Here is an 18,179-nt window from a genome sequence, read left to right as displayed (position 1 = left end):
AAAGAAACAATGAGTATAAAAGACTAGGAAACCTAGTTGGATGGTATACGGCTTGAAAATCGGACTTATTTTTCTGAAAGGAAAAATAAATACATTAAAATGAAAAAGGAGTATGAGGCATGAATTTTAAGAGAAAAGTTTTGGGGTTATTGGGTGTTCTTATCTTCATGGCGAGCAGTTTTGCTGGATTATTAGGCAATGGGCTTGTTGCAGAAGCGGCACCAACAAATGTCGATGTAAATATCTATAAAGGGGCTTATGATACAAAACCTACGGATATTCAGAATACCGGGGAAAAGAATGAAGCTTGGCATACTAGTCAAGGTGGTCGTCCGTTGAAAGACGTTGGCTTTACGGTTTATGATGCGACGGAATCTTTCTACACATTAGCTGCGGCAAATCCATCTTGGACAGTCAATCAATTGCGCGATGCAATTGCAACAGCTGGTTCTGCTGGGCTAACTGAAGCGAAGGCGGAACAAACAACAGATGCGAGCGGTCACACGAAATTTACATTACCAGATAAAGTGACTGTCGGAGCAGCGGAAAAAGATGCGGTTTATCTATTTGTGGAAACATCCGCACCAAGCAATGTCACTACAAAAGCGGATAATATGGTAGTGATTTTCCCAGTCTACAAGATGAACGCAGATGGAACGCCTACGAATGATAAACTTTCTGAGCTTTTCTTATATCCAAAGAACGTTCAAACAGATGATATCGATGTAGAGAAAGAAAAAGAAATTAAAGACGATTTCACTGTCGGCGAACCAATCGAATACAAAATCACGTTTGATGTACCAGTAGGGATCGATGGTTTGGCAAATAATGATCCTTTGAATCCTGTATATCGCTATACGCAATTCTTCTTACGCGATGAATCACAGCCGAACTTGCACTATTTAGATAATCAAGGGTTGTATGTTGTTGAAACAGATGGTTCGTTGACAACAATCAGCGATGTTGATTTCTCGGTAGTAGCTGATCCAAGCGGCACACCAATCAAAACAGGTTATGACAATATTTTCCATGTATTCTTCAATGATAAAGATAGTTTGGCAAACCAAACACCAGATGTAGCAAAACTTGGTAAATACGCTGGGAAAAAATTAGTATTCAAATACCGTATGTATTTAGATGAAAATACAACTCCGGATGAATGGATCGATAACCAAGCAACATTGCAATATGAAAACAATCCAACCAATGGTTTAGAAACTTTGCCTTGGACTGGTGACGACGTGATCACTTATGGTCGTCGTTTTGAAAAGGTTGACCAAGATAATGGCTCTTCATTGGATGGCGCGGAATTTATCGTAAAACGTAAAAACAATGGCGTGACTGAATACATGATCGCTAAAGCGACAACTACAAGCCCATCTCGCTGGTCTACGACGAAAACAGATGCTTTAGTATTAACTTCTGCAGGTGGCGGTCTATTCACAGTTGAAGGTCTTGAAGGAACAGTTAGTCATGACTCAGCAGGGACAGCATTACCATTAGAAACAGTACCAGGCAGCTCTTCTGTTGGTGATCCATCACATCCAGCAACTGTAGGAAAACCATTGGTTCAATACTGGTTAGAAGAAACAAAAGCACCAAGTAATCAATATGTGGCATTAACTTCAGACATTCCGTTTACAGTTGACTATGGAACATACACCGCAACAATCAAAGTTGGCGATGAAACTGAAGTAGAAAACAAACGTAAAGGGACTTTACCAGGTACAGGGGGCAATGGCATTTACGCGATTATCGCAGTTGGTGCTGTAGCCGTGCTTGCAGTTGGTGCATACTTCTTGCGCAACAAAGAAACAGTTGAAGATTAAAACGAACAACTGATTAGTCATAGGCCGGGATATCAATCACTTGTGATTTGAATCTCGGTCTTTGTATTAAAAGAGGTGGAATGGCTCAATGAAAAAATGGCAGAGAAAAATCATCATCGACGTCATTATGATGTTGATTCTAATTTTTGGGATTGGAGCCATTGCGTATCCTTTTGTCGGAAATACCGTCATGTCTTATCTTGATCAGCGAATCATTGAAGAGGCACAGGATAAGGCAAACCGGGAAGATCAAATAAACTTGGCGTCGGCTCAAAAGAAGATGCAGGAGAAAAATGCGAAGCTGGCCTTAGAGGGAATCAATGCGGGCGGCGACCCATTTTCCGGAAAAGAGGAAGAAAAGGATTTTTCCAAAAATCCTGATTATTTAACGGATCATACGATTGGTACGATCTCGATTCCTAAGATTGATGTTAGCCTGCCGATTTTTGATCGAACCAGCGATTTTTTCCTTGAGCGGGGGGCCTCCTTGTTGGAAGGAACCTCATATCCGATCGGCGGGAAAAATACCCATTCGGTGATTTCAGCACATCGAGGCCTGTCAAAAGCCAAGTTTTTTACGGATTTGCCTGAACTTAAAAAGAAGGATCTTTTTTATATTGAGATTGGCGGGAATACCTTCGCGTATAAGGTCATGAATGTTCAAGTGGTCAAACCGGAAGAAACCGAACAGCTGCGGATCGAAGAGGGAAAAGATTTAGTGACGCTGCTTACCTGCACGCCATATATGGTCAACTCACATCGTTTATTGGTGACCGGTGAGCGAACGAAATTGCCAAATCAGGCGAAACAAGAGCTTGCTGGCTTGAAGCAAAAGCAGAAGTGGCTGTTACTTGTGGTTGTGATTGCAGGGATTATTGTTCTTTTAGCCATCTTGTATCTTTTTTGGCGGCGTATCAAAAGACGCATTATCGCACATCATTACTACGATGTTTCAATTGATAATGCCAAAAATGATAATTATAAGTTGTATTATAAAAAAAGAAATAAATTAGTTCTTGAAAATAAGGAACCAGTTATATTACAATCAAACTCTGAATCAATGTTGATCAAGCCCGGCTTAAGGGGCGGAAAGTACGTATTAAAAGGCGAAAATCAACATTATCTGCTCTGGATAGACAAAATCAATCAAGCGGATTTTTCATATAAAATAAATAACTAAAATAATTAAAAGAATAATATTTATTTTTTATGTATAATATTCTGGTAAGGTTGGGAGGTTTTTTCTATCAAAATTAAAGTAGATATCATTGATCAAGGAGAGGAAGAACTTATCCTAAAAGTGAAATCACTAGATGATGATTTGCTGCGCTTAATCAATTCTCTGCAGGTGAAAAATGCTTTTTTATGGGTAAATAAGGATGAACAGCTGCATAAGATCACATTGAAGGATGTGTATTACTTTGAGGCTGTAGAGAAAAAGGTTTTTTTATACACGAAAGATGAAGTCTTCGAAATCAAAGAAAAACTCTATCAACTAGAAGAAAAATATAAAGATACGCAGTATATCCGAGTCTCTAAGTCTGTTATTCTTAATATTGAAAAAATTGAGCTGATCAGTCCGACATTTAATGGCCGACTGATTGTAAAGTTGAAGAACAATGAAAAAATTTCTATTTCAAGAAACTATGTTCGAAACTTAAAAAGTCAATTAGGGATGGAGGAGTGAGTATGAATAAATGGGTAATTATTCGGGAAATAACGATCATTTTCTCCTTCATATTTAGCTTGAGTATCATATTTGCGCTCTTTACCGGTGCGAATCTAACAAGCGAAAGTGTTTTTTCCATCCTGGTTTTCTCAATAGTATTAGGTATCGGCTGCACGATCTTTTATATTGATCCTTTAGTGGATTTCTTAGGGATTTTTTGGGTGCAAGTAGTCTATCTCTCTTTGATCTTCACGGCATTCATCGTTTGCAGTCAGGTTTTTGTTTGGAATGTTCCGCCGATGATCATAGGATTGGCTTTTGTCGTAATGGTAGTTGGCTTTTTTATCGGAAAAACAATTTTGTTCAGCGTCAGTGTGAAAATGACCGAGCAAATGAATAGACAACTAAAAAAGAAATTTCAAAAACGGGATAATGAGTAAATCAATGGAAACTCAAGGTATACACCAAAGAAGAGGTGAAAGAATGATATCTGTACTACTTTTAACGAAGAATATTTTAGTGGAACAGAAACTCCAAGAAAAATTACAACGATTAAACTATGAAGTTTTTTGTTGTTCAAACATGTTTTATTTAATGACTCAGCAAACGAGAAAGCTGCCGATGATCAATTATTTTGATTACATCATTCTTAGTGAGACGATCACTGAAAATGAGATGCGGCAAATCTTAGCCGTTCTGCCGGAGTCAAAAATTGTTTTGCGTAAACTGGAGAAAGATCCAGAAAGACAATTAGAGGGAATTCATGGCTGGATCAGTGAAGAGTCCACGGTTGAAGAGCTGCGAGAAGGACTTTGTCAATGGGAAAGACGTCCTATATCTCAAGAAGTTATTCTCTCTCTTGTAGGAAACAGAATTGGTAGTGAAGGGGAAGGCACTCCAACTGGATCGCTGACCTTGTCAAAACTAGAGCGTCGAGCGCTAGAAAAACTGTATCAAGCAGAAGGAAAAGTGATTTCCCGCGAGGATTTATGTGAATATTTGTGGAAGGATGGGGCAACAAAATCTCGTCTGGCACAGCTGTCGATCTTGATCAAGAAGCTGCGGATCGCCTTTAAAAAAGATGGTGTAGCCGGCGAGACCGTCCAGACCTCTTGGGGAGAAGGATATCTACTAACGACGACGGCACTGGATTATTACGCACAGGAGAAAGAGCAGGAAAGACTTCTTTCGTAAGCTAGATTTCCTGAATTAGTTAAAAGGTCATTCTCAGTTGAGAGTGACCTTTTATTAGTATAAAAAAAAGCCGATGAAACCGGTTATGACCATTAATAAGATTGGATTGGGCTTGAATTTTCGTAAGAGTGTTAAGGATATCGCGAATAAGATAGCGGCCTGCCAATCGAAGGCAGCAAGTCCGATCGTTGATAAATCGGATGATTCAAAAAAGGTCAGCAGCAGGATCGTGAAGCCGGCCGACATGATTAAACCAACGGATGAAGCCTTTAAACTTTTTAAAGCGCTTGAGACGTAAAGCGATTCGTGATGCTTTTGGAAAAATTGATACAAGCTGATCGAAATGACACAACCGCCTAGAATACAACCAATTGTTGCCACTATGGCACCGGGTATCCCATCTATCTGCATACCTACAAAGGTCGAGGTATTAACCGCCAGTGGTCCGGGAGTCATTTGTGAGATGGTGATAATATCCGTAAAGGTCTTTTCAGTCAGCCAGCCTTGCTGATGGACGACTTGTTCTTGGATCAAAGGAATGATGGCATAACCTCCGCCAATACTAAATAGTCCGATTTTTAGGAATGTCCAAAATAGCTGCATCCTTAAACCTCCCTCGTGTGTTGAAAGTAGGTCTGAATAAGACAGACACCAACGCTAAACAATAAAATGTAGATCACATTTAGATTAAAAAATGCATTAGCGATAAATGCGATTGGAACGAGGATGCTTAATAATTTCGAGTCTTCCTGCCGAATCAGCTGATACATGTCGATGACAAGATCAATGATCAAGGCAGTTACACAGGCCTGCATGCCTTTCAGAACGGCCATAACTGTTTGGTTTGCGGCAAAAGCTTCGTACCAGTTAGAGATTAGTCCCAAGATTATTAGAGGTGGAAGGATCGAACAAACGACACTGATCAGTATGCCCAGTATTCCTGCGACTCTTTTTCCCGCTAGGACGCTCAAATTGATCGCGATAGCACCGGGTGAAGATTGAGCAACTGCGGACATCTCCATCAACTCGTCATTGGAGAACAAGGATTTTCCTTCTACATAGTATTTACGAATCATCGGGACGACGACATAACCACCGCCAAAGGTAAATGTGCTGATGAATAAATTAATCATGGCCAACCATAAATAAAACCTGATTTTCGTCATAAAAACAACCTTTCTTTCCATTCTATCTATAGTATAAAGTTTGGTTTGGCATGTGTGAAATGATAATATTAAACCATAGACATGAATACAATTCATAGGAAAGGAGCCATTATGAACTTTAAACAATGTATGATCTTTCGTGAAATCACGAAAACGAAAAATTTTACGAAGGCAGCCAATAATTTGTATTTAACTCAATCGGCCGTTTCTCATGCGGTTAAGGATTTGGAAGTTGAAGCAGGTACTCAGCTTTTTGAGCGGCTACATCGCAGTGTAAGGCTGACTCCTGCCGGCGAATTATTTTTACGAGAGATCCAGCCAGTGTTGGAGGAGTTTGAGTCTGTCGAGGCTCGTTTGACGAATTTAGAAAAGCGCCCGCCATTAAAAATTGCGTCGTGTATTACTTATGCGCAAACGGAATTGCCCCAGCTTTTGCAAAAATTTAACGATCACTATCCAGAGGCCCATTTCAATGTTCAGGTTTTTCCAGCAGCAGAATCTATTGCGCGGTTGGAAACGGGGGAAGTCGATTTAGCATTTATTGAAGGTCATATTCTGCAGCCTTCCTTCAACGCGAAAAAAATCACTGATTATCGATTGTGTGTTGTAGCGGCTCCAAGTGTTGTTGAATCAGAATTGAGCTTTCCAGAACTATTGAAACGCCCGCTCCTGTTGCGAGAGCATGGCAGCGCGGTGCGAGAAACTTTTGAATCAGCCGCCGTTTTACAAGGATTCAAACTTTTTCCAGTTTGGGAAAGTGTCGATTCACAGGCGCTGATTTCAGCAGTCAAGGCCGGGTTCGGCTTTTCCGTGCAGCCCTATCGCTTAGTAAAGGAAGAAATTGTGCAGGGAAAGTTAAAGGAAATCACCATCACGGATTTGCAGTTAACCAACGATATTACGGCTCTAGTTCGAAAAAGCCGCTACCAAGCCAGCTGGCTCAGAGAATTTTGGGAAATGTTGAATCAGTCGAAGTGACAATTTTGGAAGCCTCTTTTAAAAGACTTTCGAAAAAAGATACTATATAATAAAGTATTCAATAGAAAGGGGTTAATTAGTTATGAAAACAACTGCTGAATTAAAAGCAGAGGCGAAGGAAGCGCTGAGAGGAAAATGGGGACAAGCGGTCATCATGAATCTTATCCCGACGTTATTGACCATGGCTGTGCTATTTTTTGTCGTATTATCTGGAATTATTTGGTTCTTTATTAATGGGTCAGGCGATGGAATGATTGCTTCCGTTTCGGACTATCAGCAAAATCATGCCGGCGGCAGCGGATCAAGTCTCGTTTCTTCCATTATCAGTGCCTTATTTATGAGCGGGATCTCTTGGACTTATTTGGATTTAATTCGTGGAGAACGGACAGAAATTGATCCATTGAAGGATGCGTTTCGCGGGTTTCAAGGTGTATTTATCGGCGGAGTCATTCTGCTGTCGCTGCTTACCAATATCTTCACTTCTTTATGGATGATCCTATTTATCATTCCAGGGATCGTAAAGGCTTATGCCTATTCTCAAAGCTATTTCATCTATTATGATCAAATTCAAAAAACAGGTGAAAAGCCTAAAGTGTTAGATACGATCACAGCGAGCCGCCGTTTGATGGACGGTCATAAAGGACGTTTGTTCTGGCTTGACTTGACCTTTATCGGCTGGTATTTATTGACGGCGATCACCTTCGGAATTGCTTACTTATGGGTAGCACCATATACGTCTGCTACTAAAGCGGCATTCTATGAAGATCTGCAAAATAATATCTAAAAAAAGTCTGACTCATTCAATGTTGAGTCAGACTTTTTTTTAGGAGAATTTCTTTTTGTTTTGAAGAGACAGCAGTATCGGCAAGAGATCTGTTTCATAGTTAGTATTTAGAATGTTTAATAAATAATAGGAGGTATTTTGTGTCGGCAGCAGTTCTTTAAAAGTCGTGATGAATAAATCGATCTTATCGCTTGATTGAGGCTGAAAGACAATTTCAATAAATTTCAAACTTTGTAAAAATTTGACGATATGCTGCAAATAGAGGTAGTTGGGTATGGATAATAAGCCGACGCGAATCTTCTCATCGTTGACGACAAACAAAGGTAAGAGATTCAAACAGAGTGTTTTTGAGAGAGAATCACTGACAGGGGCCAACCACTCTAGCTGTTTTCGCCGGCTCAATTTTTTGACCGCCTTTTTAACTGCCGGATAGAGTTCACTATATAATTCCGATTGCAAAAATTTTTCTTTATTGCCTGTTTCAAAGAGCAGCGGGATTTTTTTCTTCTGAATCGAGTAACCTAAAAAGGTTCGGGCAATATTATTCAGTAATATTTTTTCCTCCTGCTCACCTAAAATATTCTGCAGCAGTTCCCTTGAACAATAACGATAGAAGCTGTCGATCGCTAAGCATAGGGGGTCGCGTTCTTCGACATTTTTGGAATAGTAAAGCATCAAAGGATTGATCATTTGCGGATTTTTCTTGATACAATATGGATAGTAATAAAACAGGTAATTGAAAAATTCGACATTCCTTTTAACCTGTACAGAGGACTCCAAGGTCTTGGATAGATAAACCTCAAGCAGCGGCGTTGTCTGCGAAAATAGCAGGTCATCAAAAGGTGCCTCATTGAGGTATCTTTTTTGATCATTACGCAATCTGCAGACACAAAGCATCAGGCGAATCAATTTTGTGTGGATTGGCAAAGGAAAAACCGACATCAAGTCTCTGAGCAGATTCTCTTCAGCTGTGAAATCCAACTCGCATTTTACCAGATCGTCACCTAAGGATGCTGACCAAAGTGCTTTGATATAGAATAAACGAATGACTGCTTCGTGACCGGTGAGTTCCATTTTTGACAGGTTGACTCGAATACTGCACTCTGCTAAATAATCGATTACTGGGCGCATTCTGCGTAGAACGGTGGATTCACTGACGAAGGTTTCTTTACAAAAGTCGGCTAATTCTTGCTCGGGCCGATATAGCGTAGTCAATAAGAAGCGATAAGGAAGGGAACGTTTCACTTGTGTGATCAAAAATTTATTGGACCGATTAGAATCACTTTCCCAATAAATGTCTGAGGTGGTGACGAACAGGGGTGTTTCGTTCAGTTTAATGAGCGTTTCATTGATCTCCTGTAGCATTTGCAAGAGAGACTGATAGCTGCAATCTAGTTTTTGACTGAGAGTACGGACTGAGTATTCGCCTGCGGGGTATCCTTCCATTAATTTAAAAAAATGGATTTTTTTCTGTTGCCGTTTAGTCAAGAAAAGTTCTCTAAACATACGAGCCACACCTTTCTATTTTGATGGTTTCCGATGAAAGCTGCTGAGAGATTCAGTGGCGTTGTTTTTACAAAGTGACTATTTCTTAATAAAGAAAGGTTATTTATAAGTTGATTTTAGCATAGCTTTAATGATTGAAATTTCATGGAAATGGTCATGCCAACAGTGATTATTCGGTAATTGGCTCGATAATCTATAAATATCGAAACTTGTTTGGGGTTAAATAGTCATTTTTCAATAAAAAAAATCGTTTTAAATCATTAAATGTTCGGATTTGAAAAATGAACCCAAAAACATTACGTTCGGTTCGAAATATGGGATTTATTGGAAAAGTGATGATATCAGCCTTTATTACGGCTAACAGCGTGTTTGTCAGTCGATTTGTGCTTCTGGAAATGATAATAATTTGATAATTATGATAAGTATGGATGTTTCTTTTGTTATGTTTTTCAGGATAGGCTGTATTGTCTGCCAAGGGATTTTTCAAAGCATCCAGAAAGGACTGGGGGGTTCTTTTGAACAAGTAATATAAGAGAAATCGCTCCTAAATTTCCTTGGATGCAAACGTTTTTTCGGCTATACTAAAACTAATTAATTGAAGGGATGGTGCAGTGTGTGATTGATCATTTGAGTATTGGTGTCAGCGATTTAGCAAAGAGCAAAAAGTTTTATGAAGCAGCACTGAAACCGCTGGGGTATCAGGTGAAATTTGAAATGGATCATGGTGTTTGTTTTGGTTCTGACGATGGTGACCTTTGGATCATAAAAAGTGAACCAAGCAAGATCCATCTGGCTTTTCGCGCAGAGGAACGAGCGATTGTCGATCAATTTTATCAAGCAGCGATGGCGGCTGATGGTGTGGACAATGGAGCGCCGGGCTTACGACCCCAGTATCATGAAAATTATTATGGAGCTTTTGTCTTCGATCCTGATGGTTACAATGTTGAGGCGGTTTGCCGCAAAGAAAGTTAGAGTAAATGCTGGCTGAAAAGCCAGCTTTATTTGTATGATAGGAATGGAAAAAAGGAGGTGATATGGACAATGAGTAAATCTCAATGGTATAGCGATCAATGGGGGACAAAAACGCAGGATGATCAGATGCTGTTCCTATTACTGACGGTAGGAGTATTTCAAGCGGGGTTAAGCTGGCAAGCAGCAGCCAGTAAACGGGAAGCCTTTGAAAGAAATTTTTGCGGAATGGATTTTCGCAAAGTGGCGGCTTTGTTTCCGGAGGATATCGAACGGATCGCTAAAGATCCTGAGATGATTCGCAATCCGCGGAAAATCAAAGCGGTCGTTCAAAATGCCCGCGCAATCGTGACTCTCCTTGAAGATTATGATAGTTTTGCTGATTATCTCTGGGACTTTGTGGGCGGAGTGCCTATTGTTCGGGATTATGAGCTGGCGGAAGATGTGCCGAACACATTGCCGGAGGCCACTGTGATTGCTAAAGATATGAAAAAAAGAGGTTTTACTTTCGTTGGTCCTGTAGTCACCTGTATGTTTTTGAAAGCAGCCGGGATCATTCAAGACCAAGTATGGAGTAAAAATTAAAAAGGATTTACGAGTGTGGTTCTTTTTAGGGACTTTTTCGCAGTTTAATTCTATCTATAGAGATTAAAAATATAAGTAATAATAGCTATTAAAAAAACGTTTATGATCCTGCGTAGGCAGAATGATAAACGTTTTATTTGTCATAAACCTCACCAAAAAAACTTTTTACTATATATTCTAATTATTTTCACTCGTAATAATATACATCCAGTAAAATATGCTTGCTATAATAATGAAATGTTATAGAAAGTTGTTTTGGGAGGAAGAAAGTGGATAAATTAGGAAGAGTAAAAAAAATCAATCGTTGGCTGCCAGTACTTGTTGCAGGAATGGTGTTGAATAGTGTCTTTCCTGGACAAGTTCTTGCAGCAGAAAGTTCAACGGACGTTTCTGGAATTGAAAATAGAGTACAGGAGACAGAACGATCTTTTGAACCAGGCGCAGCAGGTCAATCAACTACTACCGGTGAGGAAACGAATTATTCAGAGCAGAAGACTATGGCTTCGTATCAAGCGGCGGCTGTAGAAACCTGGATGCCTGATGCTAATTTACGTAAGGCAGTCGCTTATTATCTTAGCGATAAAGTCAATACCATCAATCCAGAGGACATTACGAAGGAGTCCATGGCAAAGCTGAAAAACTTGAATTTCAATTTGTATTTATTGAATATTGCTAGTGGAACGGTGGTCGATCTGACCGGACTGGAATATGCTGGGACGCTTGAAAGTTTTGACAGCAGCAATATAGTTGCTGAAAATACCCCGACTATTCAAATGATGGATGGCGGAACGGCGACTGTGCAGCCCAATGTGCTCCCTTATCTTAAAGTGAATGGCCGGTTGAAACAATTATCCTTGGGAACTGCTTATGGTGTTGGAATTCCTGCCGCTGAGCTGACCGGGGTTGCAGCAGATATCAATCGTTTAAATCCGACTGATGTCATTCGTGTTTATTCGGCGGATATGCTGGATTTTTCGACTTTGGGAATAACAACTGAGACCGAGACGGGGGTTTTCAGCAGTTTGAGTTACAATGCTCAAACACCGTATCAGCTTCCGCCGTTGACTATCGTTGAAGGACAAACGGGAGAAGTTTCGTATACGCAGGATGTTTTAAAAGCGTATGATGGCGCACCGCTTATTTCTAATCAAGTGAGTGTGAGTAATCCATTATATGTGCGATTTGTTGATGAAAACATGCAATCTGTCGGGGATAGTCAATGGCAGTTAACGGACGAAGGGATCACCTTTGCTCAATTTCCTCAAAATGTTGCCTATATTGTGTTTAACTATTTAGCACCGCCAATCAGATCAGCGATACCAAAAACAAGCTATTTATTGAGTGCGATGATCCCGATTGTGCGGGCGACACCAGCGGAAGATGTAACTGTCAGCTATCTGAATGAAAAGAATGAGGTAGTTCGTCCTGCGAAAACCATTAGCGGAAATGTAGGCGACAGTTTTGATGCAGCGACCGCCGAGTACAAATTCGATGTGATTGGTGACTATGAGTTGGATACGACTAAATTACCGACGAACGCTGCGGGAAATTTTAGTGCTCAAGCCCAAGCGGTTGTCTATCATTACAAAAAAAGAACAGCTGCAGACGTTACCGTGAAATATGTGGATGAAGCAGATAAAGAAATTCGTGAAGCGAAAACGATCAGCGGGAAAATTGGGGATAGCTATGATGCAGCGACCGCCGAATACAAATTGGGAACAATCGATGCGTATGTCCTAGATGAAAGTAAACTACCGGCAAATGCTCAAGGTTCATTGGATGATACAGCGAAAACAATCGTTTATCATTATAAGAAAGAGAGCAAGCCGGTTACCAGCAAAGTCAGCGTGGTCTATATCGATGAAGCCGGAAAAGAAATTCAAGCAGCGAAAACGATCAGCGGCAATGCAGGGGAAACCTATGATGCGACGACCGCGGAATACAAATTGGCCGCGATCAAAGAGTACATTTTAGATGAAAATAAGCTGCCGACCAATGGAAAGGGAACGTTTGCCGCAGCCGATCAAACCGTGACCTACCATTATTATAAGAAGAACGTGGTACCAGCCGCGAAGAATGTGACTGTGAAATATGTTGATGAAGCAGGGAAAGAAATTCGGGATGCTCAAACCATCAAAGGGCAAACGGGCGAAGCTTATGATGCCACGACTGAGAAATATAAACTAATTCAAATTGAGGATTATCAGTTAAATGAAGACAAATTACCAAGCAATGGCAAAGGTCAATTTAGTGAAACCGATCAGGTAGTGACGTATGTTTACCAAAAGACTGGGAAGTTAGCTATTACATCGACTAAATATTCTATTTATGGCACACGCTCAGTAGCAGCGAGAGGACATGCAGCCGGTCAGAAAAATTTACCAAAAACAGGTGAAGAAACTTTCTTGGCAAATATCTTGGTGTTGCTAGGCAGCGTTATTCTTGTTTCAGCCTTGATGGTTTTAGTGAGAAGGCGCAAAGTCTAAAATAGATCGAAAAATAAAAAGCAAAGAGTTGGGACTAGTCCTGAACTCTTTGCTTTTTTGCGTTTGCTGATTTTAGAAAACGGGATTAAACACTCTCGATCCGTTTGATTCCATTTTTATACATCTCATCAATCAATTTTTGCTCTGTTTGATTATCCGTAATAAGCAAGTCGATTTGATCAATCGGAAGAAAGGTGTACAAGGCTCGGCGCCCGATTTTTGTATGATCGGAAACGACGATTTTTTTAACGGAGGCATCGATCATATTTTTTTTGGTCGCAATCAGTAATTCATTGAAGTGGGTCAACCCTTTTTCCACATTAAGAGCCGGCGTTGCGATAAAAGCCTTATCAACACTCAGCTGGTGCAGTGTTTCATTGGCGATCTGCCCATTTAGCATGTAGCTGTCGTGAAAAAGCGTTCCGCCAGTCACGATTGTCGTGATATTTCGGTTGGATCGCAGAACAGAAGCGATATTAACATCATTAGTAATGATCGTGATGTCTTGAAGCTGCGGCATATCATTTAGTGTTTTAGCGATCTGCAAGGTAGTGGTTCCCGAATCTAAAATGATCGCTTCGCCGCTCTTTATATATTTAGTCGCGTATTTACCGATCCGAGTTTTTTCAAGCATGTTTTCAGTGGCTCGATCTTCGAAGACTGGTTCGTCATGTTTAATACTTGCTGGAACAACACCACCGTGAATTCGAACTACTAAACCTTGAGATTCTAATTCGTCGAGGTCTCTGCGGATCGTTGTTTCATGGACTTGAAAGATCTCCGATAGCTGGGCTACAGAGATAAATTGTTTGTTTTCAATGGCTTCTAATAATTTCATTCTTCGTTCTTCGGTTAACATTTCATTTCACCCTCTCACTTTCTCAGTTAATAAGAGCTATATCAACATTCTTGAAAGGCGTTCTCATCCTTTAGTCTAGGGAAAATAGCTGGAAGTGTCAATATATACAGCTAAGTTTCGTGCATAAACGAGCTGTTTCGAGCTTTTGTTTAAGGGCAACGACAGTTAAGGTTTATTAGGTATAAAGTACCATAATAAACTCGAAGAAATGAAGAACTTTGTTTTTTTAATCTAGTTAAAGGTATCATGTCTAGCGATATAAAACAGAATCGAATGCTATTTTAAAAATAAAGCGTTTACAAAAGTGTTTCGCGGTGATATACTCGTAAACGAGCAACAAAGAGTGTAAACGAGCGCTCGAAAATGAGGAGGAAAATGAAATGAATAATTCGGTTGAATCAAGAGTTTTTAGTCTTGTTAAGCCAGGTGTCATTGAAGAAGTTCATAAAACCAGAACGATTCCAGATAGATGGGTAGCGGTAGAGTCGACGTATGCAAGTATCTGCCACGCTGATTTAAGATATTTCGCTGGCTTGCGGCGTCCAGAAGCATTGGCTAAAAAATTACCAATGGCACTCTTACATGAAGGGATCGGAATTGTAAAAGAGACGCGTTCAGAAAAATTTTCGGTAGGCGATCGGGTTGTCGTTGTTCCGAATATCCCCGGGCAAATCTTACATCCAGAGATTGATCAGAAACCGGATGTTCCCGTGAACTATTCAAAAGGAAATGCCTTCTTAGGCAGCGGGTATGATGGACTGGCTCAGAGCCGTCTGGTTCATCCAGAGGAATGTTTGGTGAAGATCCCGGATGAGATTCCGAATGAGATCGCTGTTTTGGCAGAACTTTCTTCCGTTTCCCATCACGCGCTTAGTCATGTGGAAGACAAGTTGAAACAAGCGGATACTCGGGTCGCTCTTTTTGGCGATGGACCTGTCGGTTACTTTACCGCAGTTATGTTGAAATATTTGTATGGTGTCGATGCAGAACGTTTCGTCGTTTTTGGTGCGGCGGATGACAAGCTAGCTCATTTTGATTTTGCTCGAACCGAGAATGTATTGACTTATGATTTTGATCATTCACAGGAAAAATTTGATGTCTTGATCGAATGTACGGGCGGAAAATTCAGCGAGAGTGCATTAAATCAGGCGATCAACAGTGCGGATTCGTTAGCAGATATTATTTTCATGGGTGTGACAGAAGAGCTGGTTCCAATCGATACACGCGATATTTTGGAAAAGGGAATCACTGCCCATGGAAGCAGTCGTTCATCAACCGTTGATTTTGAAGCCGTTGTCGCTGGGATGGAGAAACCAGAATATCGAGCAGCATTGAGCAAAATCTTGCCGGAACAAATCGTGGAGATCGCGACTGGTGATGATTTTAGAGCAGTTATGGAAAAATTTGTAGAGAATCCTGGCTGGAATAAGACCGTAATGCATTTTCATTGGTAAGGGTCGGAATGTTCAAATTACAGAAAGAGGTGGAGAATGTGACAGGAATTCTAGTGGTCACTCATGGTGAAATGGCGACGGGCTTGATGGACAGTTTGAGTCTTATTATGGGTGAGCAGGAAGATTATCAAACATTAGGGTTGAAGCATGGCGACGATATCGTTGAATTTAGTGAAAAGATTCAGGCGGGTATTTGTCAATTGGATAAGGGTGATGGGGTCTTGGTTTTAGTCGATCTATTTTCGGCAAGTCCTTATAACCAAACGGCATTATCGTTTAACAAATTGAAGGATCATAGCTATCGTTTGATTTCAGGCGTGAATCTGCCAATGCTGATCGAAGCGTTTAATCAGCGGATGATCGGTGCGGATTTGGAGACGATGTACCAAGCGGCAATGGCTGCTGGAAAAGAAGGCATCAAAGAATTTTTAGAAGAAATGGCAAAGCTGCAAAATAATTCGAACAGATAAAAATTAGGAGTGTGCAGAGATGGGACAAATCGTTTTAGCAAGAATCGATGATCGTTTGATTCATGGTCAGGTCATGACGGCTTGGCTGCAATTTACTGGAGGCAATCATATCGTGATTGTGGATGATGCGACAGCGGGGGATGAATTCACTAAATCAATTATGTCGATGGCAGTGCCGAATGGGATCAAATTGTCTATTTTAGGGATTGATGATGGCGCGAAACTGCTTGCTGATATTCCAGAGCGGCATAAGATCATAGTGCTAGCAAAGGAGCCGCAGACATATTGGCAGCTGATTGAAAAAGGTGTGAGGTTTGATGAGATCATTATTGGCGGAATGGGTGCACGAAAGGATCGTAAAACCTTCCATAAAAATATCTCGGCCTCAGAAGAAGAAAAAGAGACCTTCCGAAAAATTGTTGGTCAAAATGTCAAAATGAAGATCCATGTAATTCCTGACCAAGGTTCGCAAGCAATTGAAGGATTGCTTTAAAAAAATAGTTTAGCAAAGGAAGTGTAGGAATGAAAATAAGCCTAATCCAAGCAATTTTAATCGGTGTCGTTTACTATCTTGGGATCAATGGAACGCCTTGGCTTTCGTTAGTCGGGACACATGGTTGGATGCGTCCGTTAGTGAATGGGACTGTTGTAGGGTTGATCTTGGGAGATCCGGTGCAAGGATGTATCATTGGTGCAGCAATCAATTTACCGTATTTAGCATTTATTTCAGCCGGAGGAACAGTCGCAATGGATCCGGCACTTGCGGGAACTCTTGGAACCGCTTTAGCAATGGCTGCGAAGGTTGAACCAGCGGTTGCTGTAACGTTGGCCGTGCCGATCGGTTTGTTGGGAACATTAATCTGGGTAGCTCATATGACGGTCGATATCACCTTTGTTCATATGGCGGATAAAGCTGCTGAAGAAGGAAAAATTGATCGGATCAATTGGCTGCACATCGTACCGCCGCAATTATTTTTACTATTAATTACAGTTGTGCCTGTTGCATTGGCTGCTTATTTAGGCGCCGATGCAGTCGAAGGAATCGTTGATGCTTTGAGCGGTCGTCCGCTGGATGTTCTTTCAGCAATCGGAGGGATTCTGCCCGCGTTAGGGATCGCAATGAACTTACGCGCAATGAATGGCAAGGGGACATTATTATTCTTTACCTTTGGCTTCATGTTCGCTATCTATTCCGGTCTGCCATCTGTGCCGATCGCTGTATTTGCCCTAATTATCGGGTATGTCTTCACTGAATTGTACTTGAAAGACAAGAATGGAGGGTTAATTTAATGGAGCAGACTGCGGAAGTAAAACAAGATAAGCTGTTGACTAAAAAGGATATCGTCAAAGCGTTTTGGCGCTGGACCTTCTTTTCTCATGCAAACTACAACTACGAACGGCTGCAGGCTACGGGGGTCGTCCATGCCTTCAGTCCAATCTTGAAAAAGCTGTACGGCAAAGACGAGGCTGAGATGAAGGCCGCGTTGGAAAGGCATATGCAGTTTTTCAATACCGAACCCTCATTTGGCGGTCCGATCTTATCTATGACGATTGCGATGGAAGAAGAGCGGGCGTCGGGTGCGGATATTAATGACCAAACTATCAACGGTTTAAAAACAGGTCTGATGGGTCCGTTGGCCGGAATCGGGGATACCTTGTGGCAAGGAACATTAATTCCGATCCTGCTGTCGTTTACTCTGCCATTCGGGGCTAAAGGAAATATTTTTATGGGGCCCGTTTTATTCTTTGCGCTTCACTGGATCATTATGACTGTTATCGCGTACTTCTTATGGATTCAAGGGTACGAGCAAGGCAAAGAAGGTATTCAGAAAATGATGGCCGGCGGACGGTTGTCGTATATCATGACGTTCTCGCAAACGCTGGGTGCGATCGTCATTGGTTCGTTAGCCGCGAATTTCGTTAAGATTGCCACACCGCTGAGTGTCCATCTGAGTGGAAAAGAAAGTTTGTCGATTCAGACGGATGTGCTGGATGCTTTGGTAAAAGGAATCTTACCACTAGGCGTGACCCTGTTAACGTACTATTTGTTGAAGCATAAAAAATATACACCGACCAAAGTATTGGTCATCCAAATTGTCGGCGGCGCGATTCTCGCTGCATTTGGACTGATCGTCAATTCGATATAAAAGCAGTCGACGCTAGAGAAATTCTGGCGTCGCTTTTTTGTGTATTCGCTAATAGATAAGAAGAAGGCTGACTTTGCGGTCAG

At 41.0% G+C, this 18,179-nt stretch carries 19 protein-coding genes; 15 read left to right on the top strand and 4 right to left on the bottom strand.

Annotation, left to right across the window (positions count from 1 at the left end; all coding sequences use genetic code 11):
• The first annotated feature begins 119 nt into the window (after window positions 1-119).
• From I585_RS07510 to I585_RS07490, 5 genes are all read left to right on the top strand, one after another.
• Window positions 120-1,829 (top strand): SpaH/EbpB family LPXTG-anchored major pilin, encoded by a 1,710-nt coding sequence (locus I585_RS07510; RefSeq protein WP_010742986.1) that lies wholly within the window; start codon window positions 120-122, stop codon window positions 1,827-1,829.
• A gap of 88 nt (window positions 1,830-1,917) precedes the next feature.
• On the top strand, window positions 1,918-3,009 hold the full coding sequence (locus I585_RS07505; protein WP_010742987.1) for a class C sortase: 1,092 nt from the start codon (window positions 1,918-1,920) through the stop codon (window positions 3,007-3,009).
• 120 nt (window positions 3,010-3,129) lie between these two features.
• Window positions 3,130-3,516: a LytTR family DNA-binding domain-containing protein gene (locus tag I585_RS07500; protein ID WP_010742988.1), complete on the top strand. Its 387-nt coding sequence runs from the start codon at window positions 3,130-3,132 to the stop codon at window positions 3,514-3,516.
• A gap of 2 nt (window positions 3,517-3,518) precedes the next feature.
• Window positions 3,519-3,938, top strand: a complete 420-nt coding sequence (locus I585_RS07495) for a hypothetical protein (protein ID WP_010742989.1) — start codon at window positions 3,519-3,521, stop codon at window positions 3,936-3,938.
• A 43-nt stretch (window positions 3,939-3,981) separates the two neighbouring features.
• Window positions 3,982-4,692: a winged helix-turn-helix domain-containing protein gene (locus I585_RS07490; RefSeq protein WP_010742990.1), complete on the top strand. Its 711-nt coding sequence runs from the start codon at window positions 3,982-3,984 to the stop codon at window positions 4,690-4,692.
• A 54-nt stretch (window positions 4,693-4,746) separates the two neighbouring features.
• Here I585_RS07490 and I585_RS07485 read toward each other — a convergent pair whose 3' ends face one another.
• Both I585_RS07485 and I585_RS07480 read right to left on the bottom strand, forming a co-directional pair.
• Window positions 4,747-5,295 carry a chromate transporter gene (locus I585_RS07485; RefSeq protein ID WP_010742991.1) on the bottom strand — a complete coding sequence of 183 codons (549 nt, stop codon included), beginning with the start codon at window positions 5,293-5,295 and terminating at the stop codon, window positions 4,747-4,749.
• Between the two features lie 2 nt (window positions 5,296-5,297).
• Entirely contained in the window at window positions 5,298-5,858 is a 561-nt protein-coding gene (locus I585_RS07480) for a chromate transporter (RefSeq protein ID WP_010742992.1), read from the bottom strand.
• 111 nt (window positions 5,859-5,969) lie between these two features.
• Between I585_RS07480 and I585_RS07475 the strand changes: the two genes are divergently transcribed.
• Complete coding sequence (locus I585_RS07475; protein WP_010742993.1) at window positions 5,970-6,836, top strand: LysR family transcriptional regulator; 867 nt, start codon at window positions 5,970-5,972, stop codon at window positions 6,834-6,836.
• An 82-nt stretch (window positions 6,837-6,918) separates the two neighbouring features.
• Window positions 6,919-7,620 (top strand): DUF975 family protein, encoded by a 702-nt coding sequence (locus I585_RS07470; protein WP_010742994.1) that lies wholly within the window; start codon window positions 6,919-6,921, stop codon window positions 7,618-7,620.
• Window positions 7,621-7,659: 39 nt separating this feature from the next.
• Here I585_RS07470 and I585_RS07465 read toward each other — a convergent pair whose 3' ends face one another.
• A complete protein-coding gene (locus tag I585_RS07465; RefSeq protein ID WP_010742995.1) occupies window positions 7,660-9,126 on the bottom strand; it encodes a helix-turn-helix domain-containing protein in 1,467 nt (488 codons plus the stop codon).
• Window positions 9,127-9,741: 615 nt separating this feature from the next.
• Between I585_RS07465 and I585_RS07455 the strand changes: the two genes are divergently transcribed.
• The 3 genes from I585_RS07455 to I585_RS22595 all read left to right on the top strand — a co-directional run bounded on the left by I585_RS07455 (window position 9,742) and on the right by I585_RS22595 (window position 13,166).
• On the top strand, window positions 9,742-10,098 hold the full coding sequence (locus I585_RS07455) for a VOC family protein (RefSeq protein WP_010742996.1): 357 nt from the start codon (window positions 9,742-9,744) through the stop codon (window positions 10,096-10,098).
• Between the two features lie 69 nt (window positions 10,099-10,167).
• Window positions 10,168-10,680, top strand: coding sequence for a DNA-3-methyladenine glycosylase I (locus I585_RS07450; protein ID WP_010742997.1), 513 nt, complete (start codon window positions 10,168-10,170; stop codon window positions 10,678-10,680).
• A gap of 269 nt (window positions 10,681-10,949) precedes the next feature.
• The gene (locus tag I585_RS22595; RefSeq protein ID WP_010742998.1) at window positions 10,950-13,166 is read left to right on the top strand and encodes a MucBP domain-containing protein; all 2,217 of its coding nucleotides are present in this window, start codon (window positions 10,950-10,952) and stop codon (window positions 13,164-13,166) included.
• 85 nt (window positions 13,167-13,251) lie between these two features.
• On the opposite strand, the gene I585_RS07440 is transcribed toward I585_RS22595, so the two are convergent.
• The gene (locus I585_RS07440) at window positions 13,252-14,004 is read right to left on the bottom strand and encodes a DeoR/GlpR family DNA-binding transcription regulator (RefSeq protein WP_244265977.1); all 753 of its coding nucleotides are present in this window, start codon (window positions 14,002-14,004) and stop codon (window positions 13,252-13,254) included.
• Between the two features lie 401 nt (window positions 14,005-14,405).
• Here I585_RS07440 and I585_RS07435 point away from each other — a divergent pair, with 401 nt between their 5' ends.
• Genes I585_RS07435 through I585_RS07415 form a run of 5 tightly spaced genes read left to right on the top strand, consistent with a single transcriptional unit; the run spans window position 14,406 to window position 18,096 of the window.
• Window positions 14,406-15,479, top strand: a complete 1,074-nt coding sequence (locus I585_RS07435) for an alcohol dehydrogenase catalytic domain-containing protein (protein ID WP_010743000.1) — start codon at window positions 14,406-14,408, stop codon at window positions 15,477-15,479.
• Window positions 15,480-15,487: 8 nt separating this feature from the next.
• Complete coding sequence (locus I585_RS07430; protein WP_010743001.1) at window positions 15,488-15,949, top strand: PTS sugar transporter subunit IIA; 462 nt, start codon at window positions 15,488-15,490, stop codon at window positions 15,947-15,949.
• A gap of 19 nt (window positions 15,950-15,968) precedes the next feature.
• A complete protein-coding gene (locus I585_RS07425) occupies window positions 15,969-16,442 on the top strand; it encodes a PTS sugar transporter subunit IIB (protein WP_010743002.1) in 474 nt (157 codons plus the stop codon).
• Between the two features lie 29 nt (window positions 16,443-16,471).
• Window positions 16,472-17,239: a PTS mannose/fructose/sorbose/N-acetylgalactosamine transporter subunit IIC gene (locus I585_RS07420; RefSeq protein WP_010743003.1), complete on the top strand. Its 768-nt coding sequence runs from the start codon at window positions 16,472-16,474 to the stop codon at window positions 17,237-17,239.
• Window positions 17,239-18,096 (top strand): PTS system mannose/fructose/sorbose family transporter subunit IID, encoded by an 858-nt coding sequence (locus tag I585_RS07415; protein WP_010743004.1) that lies wholly within the window; start codon window positions 17,239-17,241, stop codon window positions 18,094-18,096. The genes I585_RS07420 and I585_RS07415 overlap by 1 nt, the downstream gene beginning before the upstream one ends.
• Window positions 18,097-18,179: the final 83 nt, after the last annotated feature.

It is taken from the genome of Enterococcus malodoratus ATCC 43197 (genome assembly GCF_000407185.1).
Lineage (GTDB): Bacteria > Bacillota > Bacilli > Lactobacillales > Enterococcaceae > Enterococcus_A > Enterococcus_A malodoratus.
The sequence above is the reverse complement of the archived record's forward strand: the minus strand, read 5'-3'. Positions and strand labels throughout refer to the sequence as shown.

What these genes read in the sequence shown, in the direction of transcription:
- I585_RS07510 (WP_010742986.1), top strand. Translation starts at nt 120, where the DNA reads ATGAATTTTAAGAGAAAAGTTTTGGGGTTATTGGGTGTTCTTATCTTC.
- I585_RS07505 (WP_010742987.1), top strand. Translation starts at nt 1,918, where the DNA reads ATGAAAAAATGGCAGAGAAAAATCATCATCGACGTCATTATGATGTTG.
- I585_RS07495 (WP_010742989.1), top strand. Translation starts at nt 3,519, where the DNA reads ATGAATAAATGGGTAATTATTCGGGAAATAACGATCATTTTCTCCTTC.
- I585_RS07490 (WP_010742990.1), top strand. Translation starts at nt 3,982, where the DNA reads ATGATATCTGTACTACTTTTAACGAAGAATATTTTAGTGGAACAGAAA.
- I585_RS07485 (WP_010742991.1), bottom strand. Translation starts at nt 5,295, where the DNA reads ATGCAGCTATTTTGGACATTCCTAAAAATCGGACTATTTAGTATTGGC.
- I585_RS07480 (WP_010742992.1), bottom strand. Translation starts at nt 5,858, where the DNA reads ATGACGAAAATCAGGTTTTATTTATGGTTGGCCATGATTAATTTATTC.
- I585_RS07475 (WP_010742993.1), top strand. Translation starts at nt 5,970, where the DNA reads ATGAACTTTAAACAATGTATGATCTTTCGTGAAATCACGAAAACGAAA.
- I585_RS07470 (WP_010742994.1), top strand. Translation starts at nt 6,919, where the DNA reads ATGAAAACAACTGCTGAATTAAAAGCAGAGGCGAAGGAAGCGCTGAGA.
- I585_RS07465 (WP_010742995.1), bottom strand. Translation starts at nt 9,126, where the DNA reads ATGTTTAGAGAACTTTTCTTGACTAAACGGCAACAGAAAAAAATCCAT.
- I585_RS07450 (WP_010742997.1), top strand. Translation starts at nt 10,168, where the DNA reads ATGAGTAAATCTCAATGGTATAGCGATCAATGGGGGACAAAAACGCAG.
- I585_RS07440 (WP_244265977.1), bottom strand. Translation starts at nt 14,004, where the DNA reads ATGAAATTATTAGAAGCCATTGAAAACAAACAATTTATCTCTGTAGCC.
- I585_RS07435 (WP_010743000.1), top strand. Translation starts at nt 14,406, where the DNA reads ATGAATAATTCGGTTGAATCAAGAGTTTTTAGTCTTGTTAAGCCAGGT.
- I585_RS07430 (WP_010743001.1), top strand. Translation starts at nt 15,488, where the DNA reads ATGTTCAAATTACAGAAAGAGGTGGAGAATGTGACAGGAATTCTAGTG.
- I585_RS07425 (WP_010743002.1), top strand. Translation starts at nt 15,969, where the DNA reads ATGGGACAAATCGTTTTAGCAAGAATCGATGATCGTTTGATTCATGGT.
- I585_RS07420 (WP_010743003.1), top strand. Translation starts at nt 16,472, where the DNA reads ATGAAAATAAGCCTAATCCAAGCAATTTTAATCGGTGTCGTTTACTAT.
- I585_RS07415 (WP_010743004.1), top strand. Translation starts at nt 17,239, where the DNA reads ATGGAGCAGACTGCGGAAGTAAAACAAGATAAGCTGTTGACTAAAAAG.